Here is a 20,053-nt window from a genome sequence, read left to right on the forward strand (position 1 = left end):
TCATGACCACGACCTCACCACCCCTGGACCGGCGCTACGACCTCGATTGGATTCGGGTCGGCGCGTTTTTCCTGCTGATCCTGTACCACACCGGCATGTTCTACGTGCCCTGGGATTGGCACGTGAAGACCCCGCATCCGGTCGAGGCGCTGGAGCCCTTCATGCTGCTGACCAATCCGTGGCGGCTGACCCTGCTGTTCCTGGTCTCGGGCGCGGCGACGCGGTTCATGGCCGACAAGGTCAGCGTCGGGAAACTGACCACGGCGCGGATCGCGCGCCTGCTGCCGCCGCTGATCTTCGCCATGCTGGTGATCGTGCCGCCGCAGTCCTACTACCAGATCGTCGAATATATCGCGGCCCATCCGGGCACGCCGCTGACCGTCGACAACTTCTGGATCCGCTACGTCACGGCCTCGGGCCAGTGGTGCGGGACGGACGGCAATTGCCTGATCACCCCGACCTGGAACCACATGTGGTTCGTGGCCTATCTCTTTGTCTACACGATGGTTCTGGCGGCCATGCTGCTGGTCTGGAGGAGGGCCGGCGAGCACATCCAGAAGGGCGCGGAATGGCTGCTGAAGGGCGTTGGCCTCTTCGTCTGGCCGGTGCTGTTCCTGGGGATGCTGCGCGCCACCCTCTACGCTAAGTTCGGCGAGACCCATGCCCTGGTCGACGACCCCTATGTTCACGCCGTCTCGTTCAGCGCCTTCCTGCTGGGCTTTGGCCTGGCCAAGTCGCAGCTGCTGCGCGATCGCCTGACCGCGGCGCGTTGGCCGGCCCTGGTTCTGGCGGTCGCCGCCTGGGCCGTCTGGTCATGGATGGTGTGGACCTACTGGCGCCACGACGGCCTGCCGCAACCGTCGCCTCTGGTGGGCCTGGCCGGTCGCTTCGTGTTCGCGATCCAGGGCTGGTGCGCCATCGTCGCGATCCTGGGCTTCGGCGCCAAGCACCTGGCGAACCGGGGAGGGCCGGCGCTGCGCTACCTGACCCTGGGCGTGTTCCCGTTCTACCTGGTGCACCAGACCCTGATCGTGGTCATGGCCCATCACTTGGCCAAGCTTCACCTGCCGCTGGCCGTGGAAGGCGCGATCCTGGTCGTGGCCACCTTCGCCGGGTGCTTCGCGACCTACGAAGCGGTGCGACGCATCCCGGGTGTGCGGATCCTATTCGGCCTGAAAGGTCAGCCCGCCGAGGCGGTCGCCAAACGTCCGCCGGCCTTCGCATAGGCCTGGGAGCCGCGCGTGATGACGGTGTCGCCGGGGACGATCTCGGCGACACCGATGTCGCTAGCGCCGGCCATGCGGTCATAGATCGCGCCGAAATCGCGCAGCGTCACTTCCTGCAGGGTCTGGATCGAGTCGATCACGAAATAGACCTGCTGGAAGTCGTCGATCCGGTAGTTGGTCCGCATCACCCGCTCCAGCTCGAAGCCGATGCGATTGGGCGAGGGATCGTCCAGGGCGAAGATCGACTCCGTGCGCGACGAGACGATGCCGGCCCCATAGATGCGCAGGCCCGCGGGCGTGTTCATCAGGCCAAACTCCACCGTGTACCAGTAGAGGCGGGCCAGGTTCTTCAGGCGGCCCAGGCCCAAGGCCCGCTGGCCGCCCTGGCCATAGGCCTGCATGTAGTCGGCGAAGACCGGGTCGGTCAGCATCGGCACGTGGCCGAAGACATCGTGGAAGATGTCCGGCTCCTGTAGGTAATCCAGCTCGTGCGGCTTGCGGATGAACTGGCCGGCCGGGAAGCGGCGGTTGGCCAAGTGGTCGAAGAATACGTCGTCGGGCACCAGGCCCGGCACGGCGACCACGCTCCAGCCTGTCAGGCGCTGAAGCTCTTCATTGATGCGATTGAAGTCGGGGATGCCCGTGCGGTGCAGGTCCAGCGCGTCCAGGCCACGCATGAACTCGTCGCAGGCGCGGCCATGCAGCATAGCCGCCTGGCGTTCGTACAGGGTGATCCAGACGTCGTGCTCGGCTTGGGAGTAGTTCTCCCAGCCCTGATCGATCGTCCAGTCGGGGCGGGCGCCTGGGGGCGGCCCGTTGCTAAAACCATCTCCGCTCATGCGATGACGCTACGCCCCGAATTTCGCAATTGCTGTTCGCAGTTTGCGTCAAAAGGGCAGGTCGGCGGATAGACGTTTCGCCTAGTGGGAAATCCGGGGACGAAGCTTGTACAGCCCGTGATCGAAGGACTCGAAGATCACCGCGGTCTGCGGATGGCCGACCGGCTCGCCGCTGTCGTCGGGCAGCAGGTTCTGTTCGGAGACATAGGCGACGTAGCTGTTGTCGTCGTTCTCGGCCAGCAGATGGTAGAACGGCTGGTCCTTGGTCGGCCGGATATCCTCGGGAATGGATTGCCACCATTCCTCGGTATTGGCGAACACCGGGTCCACGTCGAACACCACGCCCCGGAACGGGAAGATGCGGTGCCGGACGACCTGGCCGATCGCGAATTTGGCGAGTCGAGAGTTCATGGCGTTAAGGATAGCCGGCTCACCTGACTGAAACCTGAACGGTCTGATGTCCGAACCCGGATGACAAGCGGGCGCCTTCCGGTGGGCGAGTCACGTGATATGGTCGACTCGAAGTGAGGCTTCGCAACGTTCGCGAAGACCTGCGAGACAGGTAGAGACCATGTCGGAGGCGCCGCGCGCGCCCGGCGCCGCTCCGCAAGGCCGGCGTCGGCGGTCTCAGGATGAAGCGGCTGCGTGCTACGCGGCGCTCGACCTGGGGACCAACAATTGCCGCCTGCTGGTGGCCACGCCCACGCCGCGCGGATTCCGCGTCGTCGAGGCCTATTCCCGCATCGTGCGCCTGGGCGAGGGTCTGTCGCAGACCGGCGAGCTGTCGGACGCGGCCATGGAGCGCTCGCTGGCGGCGCTGAAGGTCTGCGCCGAGAAGATCCGCCGCCGCAAGGCGATCCGCGTGAAGGCCGTGGCCACCCAGGCCTGCCGGGGTGCGACCAATGGCCCCGACTTCGTGCGCCGGGTGCATGAAGAGACCGGCCTCAAGCTGCAGATCATCAGCCCCCGCGAGGAAGCCCAGCTGTCGGTGGCCGGCTGCATGAGCCTGTTCGACCGCGAGCAGGACGCGGCCCTGGTGGTCGATGTCGGCGGTGGTTCGACGGAGTTGTCCTGGGTCGACCTCAAGGGTGGCGGCCTCGACGCCAAGCCACGCCAGTTCGCCGCCTGGAAGCTGCCGATCAAGGCCTGGCTGTCGATCCCGGTGGGCGTCGTCACCCTGGCCGAACGTTTCCCCGAGGGCGAACGCGCCGACGAGGGCTGGTTCCGGGCCATGGTCGAGGACGTCAAGGCGCGGATCGAGGCCTTTCCGCACGCTGAGCCGATGCGCGAGATCTTCGCCGAGGGCCGGGCGCATCTAGTGGGCACCTCCGGCGCCATCACCAGCCTGGCAGGCCTGCACCTGGGCCTGCCGCGCTACGATCGCAACGTCGTCGACGGCCTGTGGATGGACCGCACCGACTGCGAGGCCGCGTCCGAACGCCTGCAAGGCCTGACCGCCGCCGAGCGCGCGCTGGAGCCCTGTATCGGCGCCGATCGGGCGGATCTGGTCCTGGCCGGCGCGGCGATCCTGCAGGCCGTGCAGGAGCTGTGGCCATGTTCGCGCGTGCGTGTCGCCGACCGAGGCCTTAGAGAGGGGCTCCTGATGTCCCTGATGTCCGACCAGCAGAAGCGCCCGCGTCGGCGCCGTCGCGGCGGCTCTTCAAAGAAACCGGTAGCCGCATGAGCGACGAAGAACCGCCCCGCAAGCGTATGGTCAAGCCGCCGGCTGGCGGCAACGAAGGCGGCCGCGCCAAGCCCGCGCGCCTGAAGACCGCCTACGGCCGCACGCCCAGCCAACAGGCCTGGCTGGAGCGCCAGATCAACGACCCGTTCTCGGCCAAGGCTCGCGCCCTGGGCTATCGCAGCCGCGCGGCCTTCAAGATCAGTGAGATCGACGACAAGTTCCGCTTCTTCCACAAGGGCGCGAAGGTCATCGACCTGGGCTGCGCGCCCGGCGGCTGGCTGCAGATCGCCGTCGAGCGTGGCGTCACGCAACTGGCCGGCATCGACCTGCTGCCCGTCGACCCGGTGGCCCCGGCGCACCTGCTGGAGATGGACTTCACCGCCGACGACGCGCCGGCCCAGCTCCTGGAGCTGTTGGACGGCCAACCAGATGTCGTGCTGTCGGACATGGCCCCGAACACCGTCGGCCACCGCGAGACCGATCACCTGCGCATCGTGGGCCTGATCGAGATCGCCGCCGAGTTCGCCATCGACGTCCTCAAGCCCGGCGGCGCCTTCGTCGCCAAGGCCTTCCAAGGCGGCGAGACGGCCGAGGTCATCGCCCGGCTGAAGAAGCACTTCGACAAGGTCCAGCACTACAAGCCCAAGGCCAGCCGAGCGGACAGCTCGGAGGTCTTCCTGGTCGCGACGGGGTTCAAGGGGCGGTAGACGGTAGCAGGCCGGTGACGTCGCGTGCGCTGTGCAGGATGCGGGCGACGAGAACCTCGTTCGGGAGGACGCGATAGTAGATCGTGTATCTCCCAAGCGGCCTGCGGCGAAACAGGCCATCGAGGACGCCTTCAGCCTCGGGATAGGCCTCAGGCGTATCGCCCAAAGCGCGGCAGGCGGCCTGAATTTCGAGAGCAATTCGGCGCGCGACGATCGGGCGATCCTTGGCGATCCAGGCAGCGATGGACCGGATATCCGTCGTCGCCGCCTTGGAAAGCCGAGCGATCATTCCTCCGCGAAGCCGGCTGTCGGGCGCGACAGGAGGTCGAGATCGGCCTCGACCATGGCGAAGGCTTCTTCCAGCGAGTAGGTGCGGCCGGCTTCGATGTCGGCCAGACCTTCCGCGAGCGCGGCCTCCAGCGCCGCCAGTTTCGCCTCGCGTTCCTGCAGCAGGCGTACGCCCGTGCCGAGCACGTCGACCCTCGAGCCATATCGACCCGTCTGGACCAATGCGTCGATGGCGGCTTCAAGCTCCGGATCCAGATCACCGCTGATCGCCATCAATGTTCTCCTTTTGATCTAATATCCGCCATCGGCCCTGGATCGGCAAGCCGGTCTCGCCAGACACTGCCCTTGAAAAATTCATCTCCATTTCGCACTTGCGGCGGGTCGACAACCGCCCCCCTCGCGGCTACATACGCGCCGCAAAATGGAGACTCCGATGGAGATTCGCGAAGGGCTTACCTTCGACGACGTTTTGCTCGAACCCGGCCCGTCCGACGTCATGCCTACCCAGGTGACGACCGAGACCCGGTTCACGCGTGAAATCAGTCTGAACATTCCGCTCGTGTCCGCCGCCATGGACACGGTGACCGAAAGCCGCCTGGCCATCGCGATGGCGCAGGCCGGCGGCCTTGGCATCCTGCACCGCAACCTCACCAACGAGGAGCAGGCCGACCAGGTGCGCGAGGTCAAGCGCTACGAAAGCGGCATGGTCATCAATCCGCTGACCATCCACCCCGACACCACCTTGGCCGAGATCCGCGAGATCACGGCCCGTCGCAAGATCTCGGGCTTCCCGGTGGTCGAGCGCGGCACCGGCAAGCTGGTCGGCATCGTCACCAACCGCGACATGCGCTTCGAGGGCGACGCCAACGTCCCGGCCTCAGCGATCATGACCCGCGAGAACCTGATCACCGTCGCCGAAGGCGTCGACCAGGCCGAAGCCCGCGAGCTGCTGCGCAAGCACAAGATCGAACGCCTGATCGTCGTCGACGAGGCCTATCGCGCCGTCGGCCTGATCACGGTGAAGGACATCGAGAAGGCCCAGGCTCACCCCCTGGCCGCCAAGGACGACAAGGGCCGCCTGCTGGTCGGCGCGGCCTCGACCGTCGGCGACGCCGGCTTCGAGCGCTCGATGGGCCTGGTGGACGCCGGTGTCGACGTCGTCGTCATCGACACCGCCCACGGCCACTCCAGCCAGGTCGCCGCGGCGGTCTCGCGCCTGAAGCGCGAAGCCAACCGCGTCCAGATCGTGGCCGGCAACATCGCCACCTATGACGCTGCCCGCGCCCTGATCGACGCCGGCGCCGACGCGGTGAAGGTGGGCATCGGCCCGGGCTCGATCTGCACCACCCGCATCGTCGCAGGCGTGGGCGTGCCGCAGCTGACCGCGATCATGGAAGCCGTCCGCGCCGGTCGCGAGAGCAACACCCCGATCATCGCCGACGGCGGCATCAAGTACTCGGGCGACCTGGCCAAGGCCATCGCGGCCGGGGCCTCGACCGCCATGATGGGCTCGATGTTCGCCGGCACCGAAGAGGCGCCGGGCGAGGTGTTCCTGTACCAGGGCCGCTCGTACAAGAGCTATCGCGGCATGGGCTCGGTGGGCGCCATGGCCCGCGGCTCGGCCGACCGCTACTTCCAGAAGGAAGTGACGGACAACTTCAAGCTGGTGCCGGAGGGCATCGAGGGCCAGACCCCGTTCAAGGGGCCGATCTCGCCGGTGCTGCACCAGCTGGTCGGCGGCCTGCGGGCGGCCATGGGCTATGTCGGCGCGCCGACCATCGCCGAGCTGCAAAAGCGCGCCAAGTTCGTGCGCATCACGGGCGCGGGCCTGCGGGAAAGCCACGTCCACGACGTGATGATCACGCGCGAAGCCCCGAACTATCCGAGCGCGGTCTAAGCGATGCGGATGGCCTTCGAGCTGCAGATGCTGGCGGTGGCGGTCCTGATCGGGATCGTCCACCTGCTGTGGGCGGCTGCCGCCGCCCAGCCTCAGCGCGGCTTGAAGTGTAATACGGGTCCCCGCGACGAGCCGGTCGTGCTGACCGGCGTCGCGGGGCGCCTGGAACGCGCCTTCGCCAACTTCCGCGAGACGTTCGCGTTCTTTGCGGTGCTGGTGATCGTCGACTATCTGGGCGGTCGTCTGGGCGACCTGACCGCCTACGGCGCGGTGGTCTATGTGGCCGCGCGCGCCGTCTATATTCCGCTCTATGCGTTCGGCGTGCCTTATGTACGCAGCCTGGCCTGGGTCGCTTCGATGGTCGGGATCTTGATGTTGCTCGCGGCCCTGGTGGTCTGATGCGAGACGGCGGACGGGTTTCAGCAGCGATCGAGGTTTTGACCGAGATCGAGACGCGGCATTTTCCCTCGAAAATGGCTCTGAAGCGCTGGGGCGAGACGGCGCGCTACGCCGGCTCCAAGGACCGCGCCTTCGTCTCGGGCCTGGTGCTGGACGCCCTGCGTCGCAAGCGCTCGCTGGGCTGGATGATGGGCGATACGAGCGCGCGCGGCGTGATGCTGGGCGTCCTGGCCTTCGTCTGGGCGTGGACGCCCGAGCGGATCGCTGAAGCGGCCTCGGAAGAGCACGGCTTCGGCGCCTTGACCGACGGCGAGCGCGAACGCCTGGCCAATCCCGTTGCGCTGGACGGCGCGCCGGCCCCGGTGGCCGGCGACTATCCCGACTGGCTGGAAGAGCGGCTGGTTCGCACGTTCGGCGCCGACCAGACCGTCGAGATGCGGGCGCTGTCGGAACGCGCGCCGGTCGACCTGCGCATCAATACCCTGAAGACCGACGCCGAGCGCGGCGCCAAGGCGGTCGCGCTGATCGGCGCTGTCCCGGCCGGCGTCCTGCCCACCGCCTTCCGCATCCCCGCGCCCGAGGCCGCCGACCGCACGCCGTCTGTGGAAGCCGTGCCGGCCTTCTCCAAGGGCTGGTTCGAGGTCCAGGATCTGGGCTCGCAGATCGCCGCCGCCGTGGCCGGTGAGGTCAAGGGTAAGCAGGTGCTGGACTTCTGCGCCGGCGGGGGCGGCAAGACGCTCGCGCTCGCCGCCGCCATGGGCAACACCGGCCAGATCTTCGCCCACGACAGCGACGCCCGCCGCCTGGCCGACACCATCCGGCGCGGCCAGAGGGCAGGGGTCCGCAACCTGCAGATCCGCTCGCCGATCGAGGCCACGCCGCTCAAGGGCCTGGAAGGCAAGATCGACGTCGTCTTCGTTGATGCTCCCTGCACCGGCGCCGGCACCTGGCGCCGCCACCCTGATGCGAAATGGCGTTTGTCGCCCGACCAGCTGGCGAAGCGCCAGATCGAGCAGGACTCGGTCCTGGAGGACGCCTCGACCTTCGTGAAGGCCGGCGGCCGCATGGTCTATGTCACCTGCTCGCTGCTGACCGACGAGAACGAAGACCGCGTCGCCGGCTTCCTCGAGCGTCACCCCGAATTCACCGTGAAGCCGATCGCCCTGGACGGCGTCGAGCACGTCACGCCCGAAGGCTATCTGCGCCTGACCCCTTATCGCGCTGGCACCGACGGCTTCTTCGCCGCCGTGCTGGAGCGATCGTCCTACACGCCCTGACCTTGACCGCTAGACCGCTGGAGATTTGCCGATGACCACCGAACCCAACCACCAGCGCGTCCTGATCGTCGATTTCGGCAGCCAAGTGACCCAGCTGATCGCGCGCCGAGTGCGCGAGGCCGGCGTCTATTGCGAGATCCATCCGTTCGACAAGGCTGAAGAGCTGGTCGACAGCTACAAGCCCTCGGCCATCATCCTGTCGGGCGGTCCGGCCAGCGTGCTGGAAGACGACAGCCCCCGCATCGGCCGCAAGCTGTTCGACCTGGGCCTGCCGATGCTGGCCATCTGCTACGGCCAGCAGCTGCTGTGCGACGTGCTGGGCGGCAAGGTCGAGGGCGGTCACGCCGGCGAGTTCGGCCGCGCCGAGCTGACGGTCGGCAAGGTTAGCCCGCTGTTCCAAGGCCTGGCCGGCGTCGGCGAGCTGGAAACCGTCTGGATGAGCCACGGCGACCGCGTCACCGCCATCCCGGAAGGCTTCGAGGTCATCGGCACCTCGACCGGCGCCCCGTTCGCCGCCATCGCCAATGACGCCAAGCAGATCTACGCCCTCCAGTTCCACCCGGAGGTCTATCACACGGTCAACGGCGCCAAGATCTACAAGAACTTCCTGGCCCTGGCCGGCCTGACGGGCGACTGGACCATGGCGGCGTTCCGCCAGGAGATGGTCCAGAAGATTCGCGACCAGGTCGGGACCGGCAAGGTGATCTGCGGCCTGTCGGGCGGCGTCGACAGCTCGGTGGCCGCCGTCCTGATCCACGAGGCGATCGGCGACCAGTTGACCTGCGTGTTCGTCGACACCGGCCTGTTGCGCAAGAACGAAGCCGACCAGGTCGTCACCCTGTTCCGCGACCACTACAACATCCCGCTGGTCCATGTGGACGCCGGCGACATGTTCCTGGGCGAACTGGCCGGCGTCAGCGACCCGGAAACCAAGCGCAAGACCATCGGCCGCCTGTTTATCGAGGTCTTCGACAAGGAAGCCGCCAAGATCGACGGCGCGCAGTTCCTGGCCCAGGGCACCCTCTATCCGGATGTCGTCGAGAGCGTCTCGGCGCGTGGCGGCCCGTCGGCGGTGATCAAGAGCCACCACAATGTCGGCGGCCTGCCGGACTACATGAAGCTGAAGCTGGTCGAGCCGCTGCGTGAGCTGTTCAAGGACGAAGTCCGCGCCCTGGGCGTCGAGCTGGGCCTGGCGCCCGCCTTCGTCGGTCGCCACCCGTTCCCTGGTCCGGGCCTGGCCATCCGCATCCCCGGTGAGATCACGCCCGAGAAGGTCAAGGTCCTGCAGGACGCCGACGCCATCTATCTGGAAGAGATCCGCAACGCCGGCCTCTACGACCAGATCTGGCAGGCCTTCGCCGTGCTGCTCCCCGTGAAGACCGTCGGCGTCATGGGCGACGCCCGCACCTACGAGAACGTCCTGGCCCTGCGCGCGGTCACCTCGACCGACGGCATGACCGCCGACTTCTTCGAATTCCCCTGGCCGATCCTGGGCAAGACCGCCACGCGCATCATCAACGAAGTGCGCGGCGTCAACCGGGTCGTCTACGACGTGACCAGCAAGCCGCCTGGCACGATCGAGTGGGAATGATTCTGGGTCCTTTTCGGACCTTCGCGGACAATCGCGGATAGCGTCTAAATCATTGAAATAATTTGTGTTCTGGCTCTCCAACGATCGGCAACGATCGGGGGGAGCCAGTTCACATTTCGTGCGTCTGACGGTATCGCCGCGACCTTGCTCGCGAGGCCGGGCGGCTGATACCGTCATGGCAAGTCAGGCCTGACGGTACTTTTTCCAGCATCAAGCCCCTGAATTTACTCAGGAAAAGTCGCTCCTAGCATGCCGTTTTCGGCGTGACGGTATTTTGCGTCGCTTTTCATGGTTTTCGGGGTGCGCAGGAGGCCGATCATGCTCACCGACGCAGCTCTCAAGCATCTGAAACCAAAGAAGAAACCGTACAAGGTCGCTGACCGTGACGGTATTTATGTGGTGGTCTCTCCCGCAGGGTCGATCACCTTCCGCCTGGACTACCGGCTCAACAACCGACGGGAGACCCTGACGCTCGGCCGATATGGCCGCGACGGCGTCAGCCTGCTGGCGGCGCGCGAGCTCGGCCTGGAAGCCCGCCGCAAGGTGAGGGAAGGGATCTCGCCCGCGATCGAGAAGCAGAGGGACAAGGCCCGCATCAAGGCGGCCAAGACCTTCGGCGACTTCGGCCGCAAATGGCTGGAGGAAGCCCGCATGGCCGAAAGCACCAGGGCCATGCGCCGCTCCATCTACGAGCGCGACGTCGAGCCCGCGTTCAAGAACCGGCTGCTGACCGAGATCGAGCCGGCAGACATCCGGGCCCTCTGCCAGACGGTGAAGGACAGGTCCGCACCGGCCACCGCGATCCACATCCGCGATCAGATCAACCTGATCTTCGCTTTCGCCCGACTGCACGGCGAGAAGGTCGAGAACCCGGCCAGCGACGTCAGCCCCTCGTCGATCTGGTCGTTCGTGCCCCGCGAGCGCGCCCTGTCGCCCAAGGAGATCCGGCTCTTCTACCCGCTCCTCGAGCAGGTTCCGACCCTGCCGACGATCAGGCTTGGCATGAAGCTCATCCTGCTGACCCTGGTCAGGAAGAGTGAGCTGCAGGACGCCACCTGGGACGAGGTCGACTTCGTCAACGCGGTCTGGTCCATTCCCGCCGCCCGGATGAAGGGGGCGAGGGCGCACAACATCTATCTGTCGACCCAGGCGCTCGACATCATGATCGCGCTCAAGACCTGCGCGGGAAACTCGCCCTACCTGTTGCCGTCTCGCTATGAGGCCGACCAGCCGATGTCGCGGGCGACCTTCAACCGGGTGACGATGTCGATCGGCGAGCGGGCCAAGGAGCAAGGTCTGCCGCTGGCGCCGTTCACGGTCCATGACCTGCGACGGACGGGATCGACTCTCCTGAACGAGGTCGGGTTCGAGAGCGACTGGATCGAGAAGTGCCTCGCCCATGTCGATCGTCGGACCTCTCGCCGCGTCTACAATGTCGCCGAGTACGCCCAGCAGCGTCGGCACATGCTCCAAGAGTGGGCCGACATGATCGACGCCTGGGTGAGGGGCGAGCGGCATGTGCCGACGCTGCGGCCGGCCGAGGTCCATGGGGTCACCTTGGATCCGCGCGCCTGAGCCAGGGTTCCCGGACCAGGTCTAGGCGTCCGAGGCGTCGGGCAAGGACAAGCCGCCCGATAGGACCGGATCGAGGACGTCTGCCTCCGCCAGCGCCCAGTCGGCCCAAGCCCCGAGGTCCTCGGCCGACTGGGCGGGAGCCGGCTGGGCCAGCACCGAGGCGACGAAGCCGCGAATGTCCTGCGCCGTCCGCCAATCCCGGGCCTGGCCGAACAGCTGCTCCCGTCGGGCCTGGAGCGCGGCGGCGCGGCGCTCGCGAGCTTGCCTCTCAGCCTCGATGCGGCGCTTTTCCAGGTCGCGCGCCAGCTCGATCCGATATTGGAGCCGTCGTTCATGGATCCGATGCTGGGTCGCGCGGTACTCCGCCTCGCCGGCCACGACGGTCTCCAAAGCGATCGCGGTCAGCTGTTCCTCCAGCTTGCCCTCGTCGCCGTCCTCCCAGACGGCCTGGTAGTTCCCGGCGCGATCCTTGTCGGGTCCGATGATCAACCGCAGATCGTCTACCGGGCCCTCCCGGATAGCCCATTCGCCGTGTTGGCTGGCCTTCGCCGAGGGATGGTCCAGGCGGATCTTGATGGGCGTATCACCGACCGTCGCGAGGATGTCGCGACCCGTGCGGCCGCGTACGTCCAGCCGGATCTGGCTCTTGGCCAAGCCCAGGCCGAGGCTGTTGAGAACCCGCATCCGGCGCCTTTCGAAGGGGCTCTCGAATTGCGGATTGTCCCAGGAGAAGCTGTAAGGGCTGGTCTGCTGGCGAAGCGCGCGCTTGGCGTCTTCCTGCACGAGCCGGCGCAGACCGGCGCACGGGCTGGTCAGGTCGCGCACGAACTTGACCTTGCCTAGACGCCGTTCAGCCCGGGCGCGCACGGCGTCTAGGGCTTCGTCGAAGACGGGCGCCTCCGGCGGCGGCTTGGCCAATTCGGCCTCGGCGTTGAAGCTGCCATAGGTCTCGGGACCGATCCGGATCCTGTCGTTGGCGCCTGGGTCGCGGGGCGGGAGCTTAAAGCGTATGACCGGTTTGCCGGCCGTCAGCTTGGCCCAGTAGCCGCGCTCGGGAACGGGTATGCCGCCCCGCATGCAGTACTTCTTGAACGCGACGTCGGACATCCCGAAGCGGGGCGCGATGACTTTGACGGGCTCGGACCAGACGAGATCGTAAAGCGACTGGCGCGTGAATTCCTTTTCCATGGGCTCCTTCCTCGTGCGGTGACGGGACGGCTAGCCGAGGAACGCCAATTTGCAAACGCCGCTGGTTGAGGCGCCAGGCGATCGAGCTATGGCGTGGTCAGCCAGTCGAGCGTTTCCTGCGGCTGAATAATCACCGCGCGGTAGAGCGCTGGCCGCCAGCCGTTGACGGGTTCGCCGAATTCGGGGTTCTCGATTTTCGAATGCAGCGCTTTCGCAACCGCCGCTGCCGAGTGGCCTGCAACGCTGGCCTTAAATGAGGCCATGTAGCTGTGAGCTCGCCGGCTGTAGCGATCACCCAGACCCAGGCGAGCGAAGTGGCGTTTTACCAGCGCGAGCTCGTCATCCGACAAAGCCCCGGCGTCGTCGATGCGATAGGTGACGGTCATTTTTCCATCTGCGAAGCTGAGGTCGGCTTCCAGCACCTGGGCATTGTCGGTTGGTTCAGCACTCGGGTGCAGGAACAAGCGCGCGTTCGTGACCTTGGCTTTGATGGCGTTGAGCTTCTTGCGATTGCAGGGCGTGCAGATCGGAACGAGGTTGCGCGCATGCAGTGAGAACTCCGGGAACACGGCCTTGGGTAAGAAGTGGTCGAGGTCCGGATTGGTGTCGAGCGAGCAGTAGGGGCAGAGGTCAGCGTCCGCGGCCGGCAAGGAGGCGATCATCTTGCCCAGCCGGCGCTTGATCGCGACGGTGCGGCCGTCATAACCATCAATCAGGGCGTCGCGATCGACCTTGGTCATCTTGATCGCCGCCAGCGCATGAACATCGGGCGACGCGTCGTCGTAGGCGGCGCAAGCCGCAGCTACGGCGGCCACGAAGGGTTCCAGGGTCGCCTTACGCTCGGGCGTCGAATCTTCCACTAGAGTGGCGAACGACGGAACGGTTCTCGCCGCGTAGGGTCCCAGCCGCCTCACAGTCCGCCGTCCGGGTCTTCTTGGGCTTCCTCCAGGCCGTACAGATGCATTTGGGCCGGAACACCCAGCGGGTAGGGAAACAGCGCTTGCACAGCCTCGGCGCTGCCATGCTGCTTGAACAGCGCGTCCAGTACGTGCGTGAAGTCGGTCTCCGGATCAGCCAGGCCCAGGACACGTCGGGTCAGTTCCCCCAGGTCTTCCCCAAAGCTCTCAAACCTGGGTGTCCGGATGTTGGGCCGATCGGCGCTATCGCGCGTGAAGACGCGAACATAGCGACTGGGGATCTGCTGCAGCAGGATCGGGGAATGCGTGGCCACGACGGCGTAGGAATCGAATTCTTCCAGCGTCTGGTTCAACGCCGCGATGACCGTGGTGAGGAGCCCGGGGTGAAGGTTCGTTTCGGGTTCGTCGATCAGAAGCAACGAGCCTTCCTCGATAAAGCCGACGATGTTGCTGAAAATTGCCGCCACGAGGCGCTGACCGGCGCTCAAGGCACGTACCGCTTCGTCCCGGACGTCCTGGTCGCCGGAACTCAAGGCTTCGGCGCGCGCGGGGTCGAGCAGCGTGGAGAGGACGCGCTGGAGAACGTCCTCCCGGTCGCTTTCGACGACCGGCTGCAGCGCTTCACCCAGCATTTTGCTGATTTCGTCGGCGTTGATCGTGCCGTCGACCGTGCGTAGACCGCAATACTTGTACGAGGCCCTGGAGCGATAGGACACACCCAGCAGTCGCGGCGCGCGCGCCGGTTCATTGGGTAGGGGGAACTCGTCGAAGGCGTTGTACGAGATGGTGATCACCCGACTGATTTCGGGGGGCGGGGTGATCTCGGCCTTGGGCATGCCTTTGCGCGTGTCTTCGGTGAAGACCTGAGGCGGCATGACGGTGGCGGCCAAGCTGGAAAGCGCACGGGTCTTGCCGGTGCCGTTGCGGCCGACCAGCAGGATGGTTCGGTTGGGCAAGCCGTTGTGCGCCGAAAAATCCAGGTCGACGACGTGGGGACCGGTGGCGCCCTTAAGCTTCATCGTGAACTTGAAGACAGGCGGTTCGATTTTCTCGCTGGGCGCGTCGATATAATGGCCGCCACGCTTCAGCGCGTGCCGTGAGGAGGCTTCCCGTTGAAAAGAGTCCTCCCACAGCTTGATGGCTGTGATGCGTTTCTGCCGCGAAGGCCTAGCGACGATATCGCGAAGCGCAGTGAGATACCTTTTTCGCAGCTTTTCGGGGAGTTCGCCAATACGGCGGTAATAGGCGATGGATTCGCCGAGGGAGGCCGCCTTGGCCGGCAGCTCGTCGATGAGCGCCGGAAGTTCTCCGCCCCGAAAGCCCTTGTCTCCCACGGCGATGCGCACCGCACCCAGGTCGATCTCGTCGTCCTTGGTACGATGCAACGTGGCTATGAACCGGCATTTCCAGCCGAAGTCGTCCCAGGCGTCCTGGTAGAGACTGACATAGGGGTATGTCAGGCCCTTCAGCGTGGGGGTCGATCGGGTCCGATAGACAAGAAACTGCATCCAGGCACTATGCCCGTCCGCCTATGGCTAAGCTAGGGTCCGCGAGTTGGTTCGTTTTTGGACCTGAGGTTGAAGCAGGATCCACCTTGGAGCATTTCATCCGCATCGGAAGGCATGGCGAAAATCTCGGGGTTTACAAGGTGACGCCCGCGCAGATCAGCCAGGTCGACATCATCGCTTCGCGGCACATTCCCGGGTCTCTGTTCAAGGCGCAGCCAGGCGACGAAGACGCGTGGGTCGAGATGCGACGGCAGTGTCCCAGCTGGCTCCCGCCGGTCAACGAGGGCACCTTCCACCGCCTTGACCTCGGGCCTGGCCGGTTTCATCGCCGGATCGCTCGGCCGATCTACGTGCGCTCGGGTACGGAATCCTTTTCAGCCGGAGGACCGACGCCAGGCATGGTCGCTGATCGCGAAGCCATCGCCAGTGGGCTGGCGCAGTTGTCGGTGCTCAACCGTTCATTGGAGCGGATTTGCCTGGTGATCGAGCCCAGGGGGCGCAACCTTGCGGCCTATGGCCACGAGACCCGAAACCTGCTGCTTTTGGCGGCTATGGAGGTCGAGGCCCACTGCCGAGCCGTGCTGCGCGCCAACGGCTATGTGCGACCCAAGTCCAACACCAATGACTATGTGAAGCTCTTGCCGGTTCTGAAGCTCGACAAATGGCTCGTGGAGTTTCCGCAGTACCCTTGGCTCGAGCCGATGGCGCCGTTCGCCGGCTGGAACGCCGGAGCGCCGACGACGTCGTTGCCTTGGTATGACGCCTACAACGCCACCAAGCATGATCGCGAGACTGGCTTGGCCCGTGCCGGCTTGCAGCAGGCGTTCCACGCGGTGTCCGCCTGCGCCATCCTGATGGCGGCGCAGTTCGGCTCCGCCGGCCAGTTGAAGGTTGGCGACGGCGGTGCGCCGGCCATCTGGCCGACATTCATTCCGGGACCCACCGAGGTCTATGTGCCGGCTTACAAATCCCACGGGCGTTGGCGGGCCCAGGACTATCCGTTCGATTGACGCTGAACGGATCTCACCGGACGGGTCCTGCGATCTCGCACGTCAGGTGCGGGCGCGCGCTCCTGGACGCCTGCTTCACCGTCGCGCTTGCGCTCGGCCAGCCAGGCCTCGACCTCGGAAAGGTCCCAGACCACGCAGCGGCGGGTGAGGGCGAACCGGCGCGGAAACTCCCCGCGTCGCTCCATCTCGTAAATGGTGGTGTCGGCCAGCGGCACGATCTGGCGAAGCTGGGCGCGCCGTATAGCGCGCGTGGGCATGGAATCAGGGTGGCGTCGAGGCATTTGCGGTGCGCTTTGGGTCATGGTCGTGCTCCTTGGCAATGACCTAAGTCCTTGGCCATCGCCCCGAAAAGCGTGTTGTCACCCACTGCCGGCCCTGGCGCGCAAAGGCAGGCAAACGGCGGTTGCGGGTTCGAGCCGTGAACCAGCGACGTCCGCGTGGCCGCGAGGGTGTGCAAGCTCCGCTGGTTCTTGCAGTCGGAGCAGCCAAGGGGTTAGCTAGGATCATGAGGCCTCGGAAGTCGCTCGATGACGTCGATTGGGACGAAGCTGCCGGCCATCTGATCGGCGCGTTTCCAGGCGCATCTTTGAGCGAGGTAATCGCTCGGGCGGAGGCTGCCGCGATCACGCTAGAGCAGTGGGGCAAGGCGCGCGAGGCGGAGTCCATGCGGCGCGCGGCGGCCCACATTCGAAGAAAGCTTTTGAACTGACCCGCCAGTTGGCGCGTAATCCCGTTCTCGCCACCGCTTCGCGAGCAGATCGCGAGGCGACCGTGACCTCGACACCACCAGAATAGTACGGGCAGGGCTTGGGGCTCCGCCCCCGGCGCGCTTCGGACCGGCTTCCGCCCAGCTTCGGCCGGCCTGCGGCCGTCCTGCAGCCGGGTCCCCGCGAAGCCGGCCGCTCCGCTTGCACCCCCGGTCTCGCCGACGGGCGTCGGGGTTCAGCGCGCCTTTTGCGCTCGAACCCCGGCCTTCGAGGAGAGCCCCATGCAAGACCCTGACGCCCTGGAGCCGCGCATCTATGTCGCCTGCCTGGCCGCCTACAACGGCGGCCGCCTCCACGGGGCCTGGATCGAGGTCGGCGAGGACGCCGACGCCGTGCGGGCGGCCATCGCCGCCATGCTGGCGGCCTCGCCCGAGCCGCTGGCCGAGGAATGGGCCATCCACGATCACGAAGGGTTCGGCGGGATCGACATCACCGAAGATGCGGGGATCGACCGCGTGGTCGCCGTCGCCGCCTTCCTGCGTGAGCGTGGCGAGCTGGGGGCGGTGGTGCTTGAGCATGTCGGCGGCGACCTGGAGGCGGCGGCCGGGGCGCTCGACGAGGACTATCGCGGCGCCTACGACAGCCTCGCCGACTGGGTCCAGGAGCTGACCGAAGAGACGACGGAAATCCCCAAGACGCTGCGCTACTACATCGATTGGGAAGCCATGGCCCGCGATGCGAAGTTGAACGGCGAAGTCTTCACCCTGCGGACGGGCCGCGACGGGGTTCACGTTTTCCTGTCGCGCTAGTGGTTCCGCGTCGCCCGGGGCGCTGTTCTTCGGTCTCGGTCAGCTCGGCGAACCACGCGGCGTAGGGGGTGTTGCGCGCCATGTGGCGATTGAGGTCGGGGGCGCCGTCGCGCCACCATACCGGTCCGCGCTCACCGAGCCCGACCTTGGCCGCATCGACCTGGGCGCGCGCGTCCGCCAGAGCGGCGGGTTCGTCGGTCTTCAGCGCCGCGCGCACGGCTCGCCGTCCGTTCATCAGCGCGGTCACCAGGGCTTGGCGCTCGCGCTCGGGAAGGCCGGGGTTGGCCGCGCGCCACAGCCGACCGCGCACCAGGATGTAACGGCCATCGGGCGTGCGCGGCGCGCTCACCGGGCAAGCTCGATCCAGGCCGGGGCATGGTCGCTGGCGCCGTCCTGGCCGCGGGTCCAGCGGTCCACGCCCGCCGAGACCATTTCGGCGGCAAGGTCGGGCGTCAGCAGAAGGTGGTCAATCCGCATGCCCTTGTCGCGTGGCCAGCGCTCGCGAAGATACGACCAGAAGGTCCAGGGCGGCGCCTCGGGGACGGCTGTGAGCAGGGCGTCAGTCCAGCCCTGATCCAGCAGCCGCTGGTAGGCGGCCCGGGCCTCGCGCGAGAGCAGGGCGTTGCCGGCGTAGGAATGGCCGGCATAGAGGTCGGCCTCGCTGGGCACGACATTGTAGTCGCCGGCCAGGACCACGGGCGCGCCGGTGGCCATCAGGCCGGCGGCATGATCGATCAGCCGCTCGAACCAAGCCAGTTTGTAGTCGAACTTGGGTCCCGGCCTAGGATTGCCGTTGGGCAGGTAGAGACAGCCGACCAGCACGCCGTTCACCGCCGCCTCGACATAGCGCGCCTGGCGATCATCGGGCGCGCCGGGCAGGGCGGTGCGGGTCAGGACCGGGGTGGCGCCGCGCGCCAAGATGGCCACGCCGTTCCAGGTGCGCTCGCCGCGCCAGACCGCGCCGTAGCCCAGCTGCTCAAGCATCTCGGCCGGGAACCGGCCTTGCTCGGCCTTCAGCTCCTGCAAGCAGACGACATCGGGCTCGGCCTCGGCCAGCCAGTCGATCAGGTTGTCCAGGCGCTTGAGGACGTCGTTGATGTTGAAGGTGGCGATCTTCACGCCGGACCGGAGGCCCCGCGCGCTGAGGCCAGTCTGAGGCCGACCGCCTCGCTGTCGGTCCCCACCGCGATCACCGCATTGCGCACGGCGTCGGCGTCTACGCCCAGGCGTTCGGCCCAACGCTGCAGGGCGCGCGGATCTCCGATGTCGATCGCTTCGACATGGCCGTCCTCGGCCCGCGTGGCCGCGCTATCCAGTCGCGCGGCCGTTTCGTGCGCGGCCTGTGGGGTCATCGACACGCCCGTCGGTCCAGGGCCGCGCACGCTGACCTCGCCCTCGACGGGGTCGACTTGGCTTGGCGTATCGTAGGCGTCGGTGTTCATGATGTCCTCCAGACTGGCCTAACCGACAGGCGGCGCGCGCGTTCCGGGTTGGCGCGGCAGGGACAAGGACGGAACCAGCAGCCTGAGTCGCGGATTCGCCTTCCAGAAGGAGACCCGCCATGTCCAAACGCGAACTCATCGAGCCCACCCCCGGCGACAAGCGCTTCGTCCGGCGCGACGGCGAAGGCCACTTCACCGAGGAGGTCGATGTCGGCAAGTCGTTGGCCGCCGACCAGCGCCGCCACTCCAGCCACGACGCCGGTCCCGGCCAGGGTGACAAGGGCGATCGCCAGAAGGCTTGAGGCCGGCCCGCCGCGATCACGTCTGGATCGGGGAACCAGATCCGGACGCGATCGCTGGATTTAAGCTCCGTCGCGTGGCGTTTCGGCGGACGGAGAAGGCCGGTTCGTGCGTTCGCCCTCTAGCGCCCGCGAGCCGGCCGATCTCTCGAAAAGCGCTGCTCGCATCCCCATTTAGGATCATGGCACGGACACCGGCGGCTCACGCTGTTCTCGACCTCTTCGACGACGACGCGACCGCCCCTCAGGCGGCGGAAGTCCTCGGCGTGGACGGCGTCGTGGCCCGTCGCGAGCTCTTCATGGCGCACGCCGCCGCCGCCAGTCGCGTTGCGGTCTACGAATTCCGCATCGCGCCCGGCGCGAGGGTCCAGGCGCTCGGCGCCGGGGCAGGCGAGCGCGACGCGCACGACCAGCTGTTGCTTGCCGTGGCCTTGACCGGCGGGGCGGTCGGCAAGTTCCCGGGCGGGCTGCGGGCCCGCGTTCCGCTGGCCGCCGTCCAGCGGTTCGAGACCCTGGCCGCGCCGCTCATCGACGGCTTCATGATCGCGTTCCAGCGCGATGCGGCAGACAGCGAAGTCCTGCTTAACCGGGTCATGGCGCACGCCCGGCGGCCGTGACTGGAACGACGCGGGCCGCCCGGCGCCGAAGTGGTCGTCACCCTGCCGCGCGAAGCGCCCAACGAAGGCCTGC

The 20,053-nt window shown here is 66.8% G+C and carries 23 protein-coding genes; 12 read left to right on the forward strand and 11 right to left on the reverse strand.

Annotated features, from left to right (window positions below; translation table 11 throughout):
- The first annotated feature begins 2 nt into the window (after positions 1-2).
- Positions 3-1,226, forward strand: coding sequence for an acyltransferase family protein (locus AC07NF_RS01235; protein ID WP_494632320.1), 1,224 nt, complete (start codon positions 3-5; stop codon positions 1,224-1,226).
- Here the strand turns inward: AC07NF_RS01235 and phhA are convergent.
- Both phhA and hspQ read right to left on the reverse strand, forming a co-directional pair.
- Entirely contained in the window at positions 1,181-2,065 is an 885-nt protein-coding gene (gene phhA, locus AC07NF_RS01240; protein WP_494632319.1) for a phenylalanine 4-monooxygenase, read from the reverse strand. The genes AC07NF_RS01235 and phhA overlap by 46 nt on opposite strands.
- 81 nt (positions 2,066-2,146) lie before the next feature.
- Positions 2,147-2,476, reverse strand: a complete 330-nt coding sequence (gene hspQ, locus AC07NF_RS01245; RefSeq protein WP_291873144.1) for a heat shock protein HspQ — start codon at positions 2,474-2,476, stop codon at positions 2,147-2,149.
- A 160-nt stretch (positions 2,477-2,636) separates the two neighbouring features.
- On the opposite strand from hspQ, the gene AC07NF_RS01250 reads away from it, so the two are divergent.
- A complete protein-coding gene (locus tag AC07NF_RS01250) occupies positions 2,637-3,749 on the forward strand; it encodes a Ppx/GppA phosphatase family protein (protein WP_494632316.1) in 1,113 nt (370 codons plus the stop codon).
- A complete protein-coding gene (locus AC07NF_RS01255; protein WP_492811362.1) occupies positions 3,746-4,456 on the forward strand; it encodes an RlmE family RNA methyltransferase in 711 nt (236 codons plus the stop codon). Before AC07NF_RS01250 ends, AC07NF_RS01255 begins: the two co-directional genes overlap by 4 nt.
- On the opposite strand, the gene AC07NF_RS01260 is transcribed toward AC07NF_RS01255, so the two are convergent.
- Positions 4,443-4,745: a type II toxin-antitoxin system RelE/ParE family toxin gene (locus AC07NF_RS01260; protein ID WP_494632313.1), complete on the reverse strand. Its 303-nt coding sequence runs from the start codon at positions 4,743-4,745 to the stop codon at positions 4,443-4,445. The two genes, AC07NF_RS01255 and AC07NF_RS01260, sit on opposite strands and share 14 nt — an antisense overlap.
- On the reverse strand, positions 4,742-5,017 hold the full coding sequence (locus AC07NF_RS01265; protein WP_494632309.1) for a type II toxin-antitoxin system ParD family antitoxin: 276 nt from the start codon (positions 5,015-5,017) through the stop codon (positions 4,742-4,744). Before AC07NF_RS01265 ends, AC07NF_RS01260 begins: the two co-directional genes overlap by 4 nt.
- A 160-nt stretch (positions 5,018-5,177) precedes the next feature.
- On the opposite strand from AC07NF_RS01265, the gene guaB reads away from it, so the two are divergent.
- From guaB to AC07NF_RS01290, 5 genes are all read left to right on the forward strand, one after another.
- A complete protein-coding gene (gene guaB, locus AC07NF_RS01270) occupies positions 5,178-6,641 on the forward strand; it encodes an IMP dehydrogenase (protein ID WP_494632306.1) in 1,464 nt (487 codons plus the stop codon).
- A 3-nt stretch (positions 6,642-6,644) separates the two neighbouring features.
- The gene (locus AC07NF_RS01275; RefSeq protein WP_494632302.1) at positions 6,645-7,040 is read left to right on the forward strand and encodes an MAPEG family protein; all 396 of its coding nucleotides are present in this window, start codon (positions 6,645-6,647) and stop codon (positions 7,038-7,040) included.
- On the forward strand, positions 7,040-8,317 hold the full coding sequence (locus tag AC07NF_RS01280; RefSeq protein ID WP_494632299.1) for an RsmB/NOP family class I SAM-dependent RNA methyltransferase: 1,278 nt from the start codon (positions 7,040-7,042) through the stop codon (positions 8,315-8,317). The genes AC07NF_RS01275 and AC07NF_RS01280 overlap by 1 nt, the downstream gene beginning before the upstream one ends.
- Before the next feature lie 31 nt (positions 8,318-8,348).
- On the forward strand, positions 8,349-9,908 hold the full coding sequence (gene guaA / locus AC07NF_RS01285; protein WP_494632294.1) for a glutamine-hydrolyzing GMP synthase: 1,560 nt from the start codon (positions 8,349-8,351) through the stop codon (positions 9,906-9,908).
- A 318-nt stretch (positions 9,909-10,226) separates the two neighbouring features.
- Positions 10,227-11,483: a tyrosine-type recombinase/integrase gene (locus AC07NF_RS01290; RefSeq protein ID WP_494632289.1), complete on the forward strand. Its 1,257-nt coding sequence runs from the start codon at positions 10,227-10,229 to the stop codon at positions 11,481-11,483.
- 21 nt (positions 11,484-11,504) lie between these two features.
- Here the strand turns inward: AC07NF_RS01290 and AC07NF_RS01295 are convergent, their stop codons facing one another.
- The 3 genes from AC07NF_RS01295 to AC07NF_RS01305 all read right to left on the reverse strand — a co-directional run bounded on the left by AC07NF_RS01295 (position 11,505) and on the right by AC07NF_RS01305 (position 15,096).
- A complete protein-coding gene (locus AC07NF_RS01295) occupies positions 11,505-12,671 on the reverse strand; it encodes a hypothetical protein (RefSeq protein ID WP_494632284.1) in 1,167 nt (388 codons plus the stop codon).
- Between the two features lie 86 nt (positions 12,672-12,757).
- Positions 12,758-13,486, reverse strand: a complete 729-nt coding sequence (locus AC07NF_RS01300; RefSeq protein ID WP_494632279.1) for an HNH endonuclease — start codon at positions 13,484-13,486, stop codon at positions 12,758-12,760.
- Positions 13,487-13,581: 95 nt separating this feature from the next.
- A complete protein-coding gene (locus AC07NF_RS01305) occupies positions 13,582-15,096 on the reverse strand; it encodes an AAA family ATPase (protein WP_494632275.1) in 1,515 nt (504 codons plus the stop codon).
- 86 nt (positions 15,097-15,182) lie between these two features.
- On the opposite strand from AC07NF_RS01305, the gene AC07NF_RS01310 reads away from it, so the two are divergent.
- Positions 15,183-16,106 carry a hypothetical protein gene (locus AC07NF_RS01310; protein ID WP_494632268.1) on the forward strand — a complete coding sequence of 308 codons (924 nt, stop codon included), beginning with the start codon at positions 15,183-15,185 and terminating at the stop codon, positions 16,104-16,106.
- On the opposite strand, the gene AC07NF_RS01315 is transcribed toward AC07NF_RS01310, so the two are convergent.
- Positions 16,091-16,408, reverse strand: a complete 318-nt coding sequence (locus tag AC07NF_RS01315; protein ID WP_494632262.1) for a helix-turn-helix transcriptional regulator — start codon at positions 16,406-16,408, stop codon at positions 16,091-16,093. The two genes, AC07NF_RS01310 and AC07NF_RS01315, sit on opposite strands and share 16 nt — an antisense overlap.
- 686 nt (positions 16,409-17,094) lie before the next feature.
- Between AC07NF_RS01315 and AC07NF_RS01320 the strand changes: the two genes are divergently transcribed.
- On the forward strand, positions 17,095-17,622 hold the full coding sequence (locus AC07NF_RS01320) for an antirestriction protein ArdA (RefSeq protein ID WP_494632258.1): 528 nt from the start codon (positions 17,095-17,097) through the stop codon (positions 17,620-17,622).
- Here AC07NF_RS01320 and AC07NF_RS01325 read toward each other — a convergent pair.
- The 3 genes from AC07NF_RS01325 to AC07NF_RS01335 are packed head-to-tail and all read right to left on the reverse strand — an operon-like array spanning position 17,573 to position 19,064.
- Positions 17,573-17,971, reverse strand: a complete 399-nt coding sequence (locus AC07NF_RS01325) for a hypothetical protein (protein WP_494632256.1) — start codon at positions 17,969-17,971, stop codon at positions 17,573-17,575. The two genes, AC07NF_RS01320 and AC07NF_RS01325, sit on opposite strands and share 50 nt — an antisense overlap.
- Positions 17,968-18,741, reverse strand: a complete 774-nt coding sequence (locus tag AC07NF_RS01330; protein ID WP_494632253.1) for an exodeoxyribonuclease III — start codon at positions 18,739-18,741, stop codon at positions 17,968-17,970. Before AC07NF_RS01330 ends, AC07NF_RS01325 begins: the two co-directional genes overlap by 4 nt.
- On the reverse strand, positions 18,738-19,064 hold the full coding sequence (locus AC07NF_RS01335) for a DUF3606 domain-containing protein (protein ID WP_494632250.1): 327 nt from the start codon (positions 19,062-19,064) through the stop codon (positions 18,738-18,740). The genes AC07NF_RS01330 and AC07NF_RS01335 overlap by 4 nt, the downstream gene beginning before the upstream one ends.
- A 119-nt stretch (positions 19,065-19,183) precedes the next feature.
- Here AC07NF_RS01335 and AC07NF_RS01340 point away from each other — a divergent pair, with 119 nt between their 5' ends.
- Together AC07NF_RS01340 and AC07NF_RS01345 are read left to right on the forward strand one after the other, a co-directional pair.
- A complete protein-coding gene (locus AC07NF_RS01340) occupies positions 19,184-19,366 on the forward strand; it encodes a hypothetical protein (RefSeq protein ID WP_494632247.1) in 183 nt (60 codons plus the stop codon).
- 179 nt (positions 19,367-19,545) lie between these two features.
- Positions 19,546-19,980, forward strand: coding sequence for a hypothetical protein (locus tag AC07NF_RS01345; protein ID WP_494632245.1), 435 nt, complete (start codon positions 19,546-19,548; stop codon positions 19,978-19,980).
- Positions 19,981-20,053 lie beyond the last annotated feature (73 nt).

This window comes from Caulobacter sp. GW821-FHT10A06, from assembly GCF_059415805.1.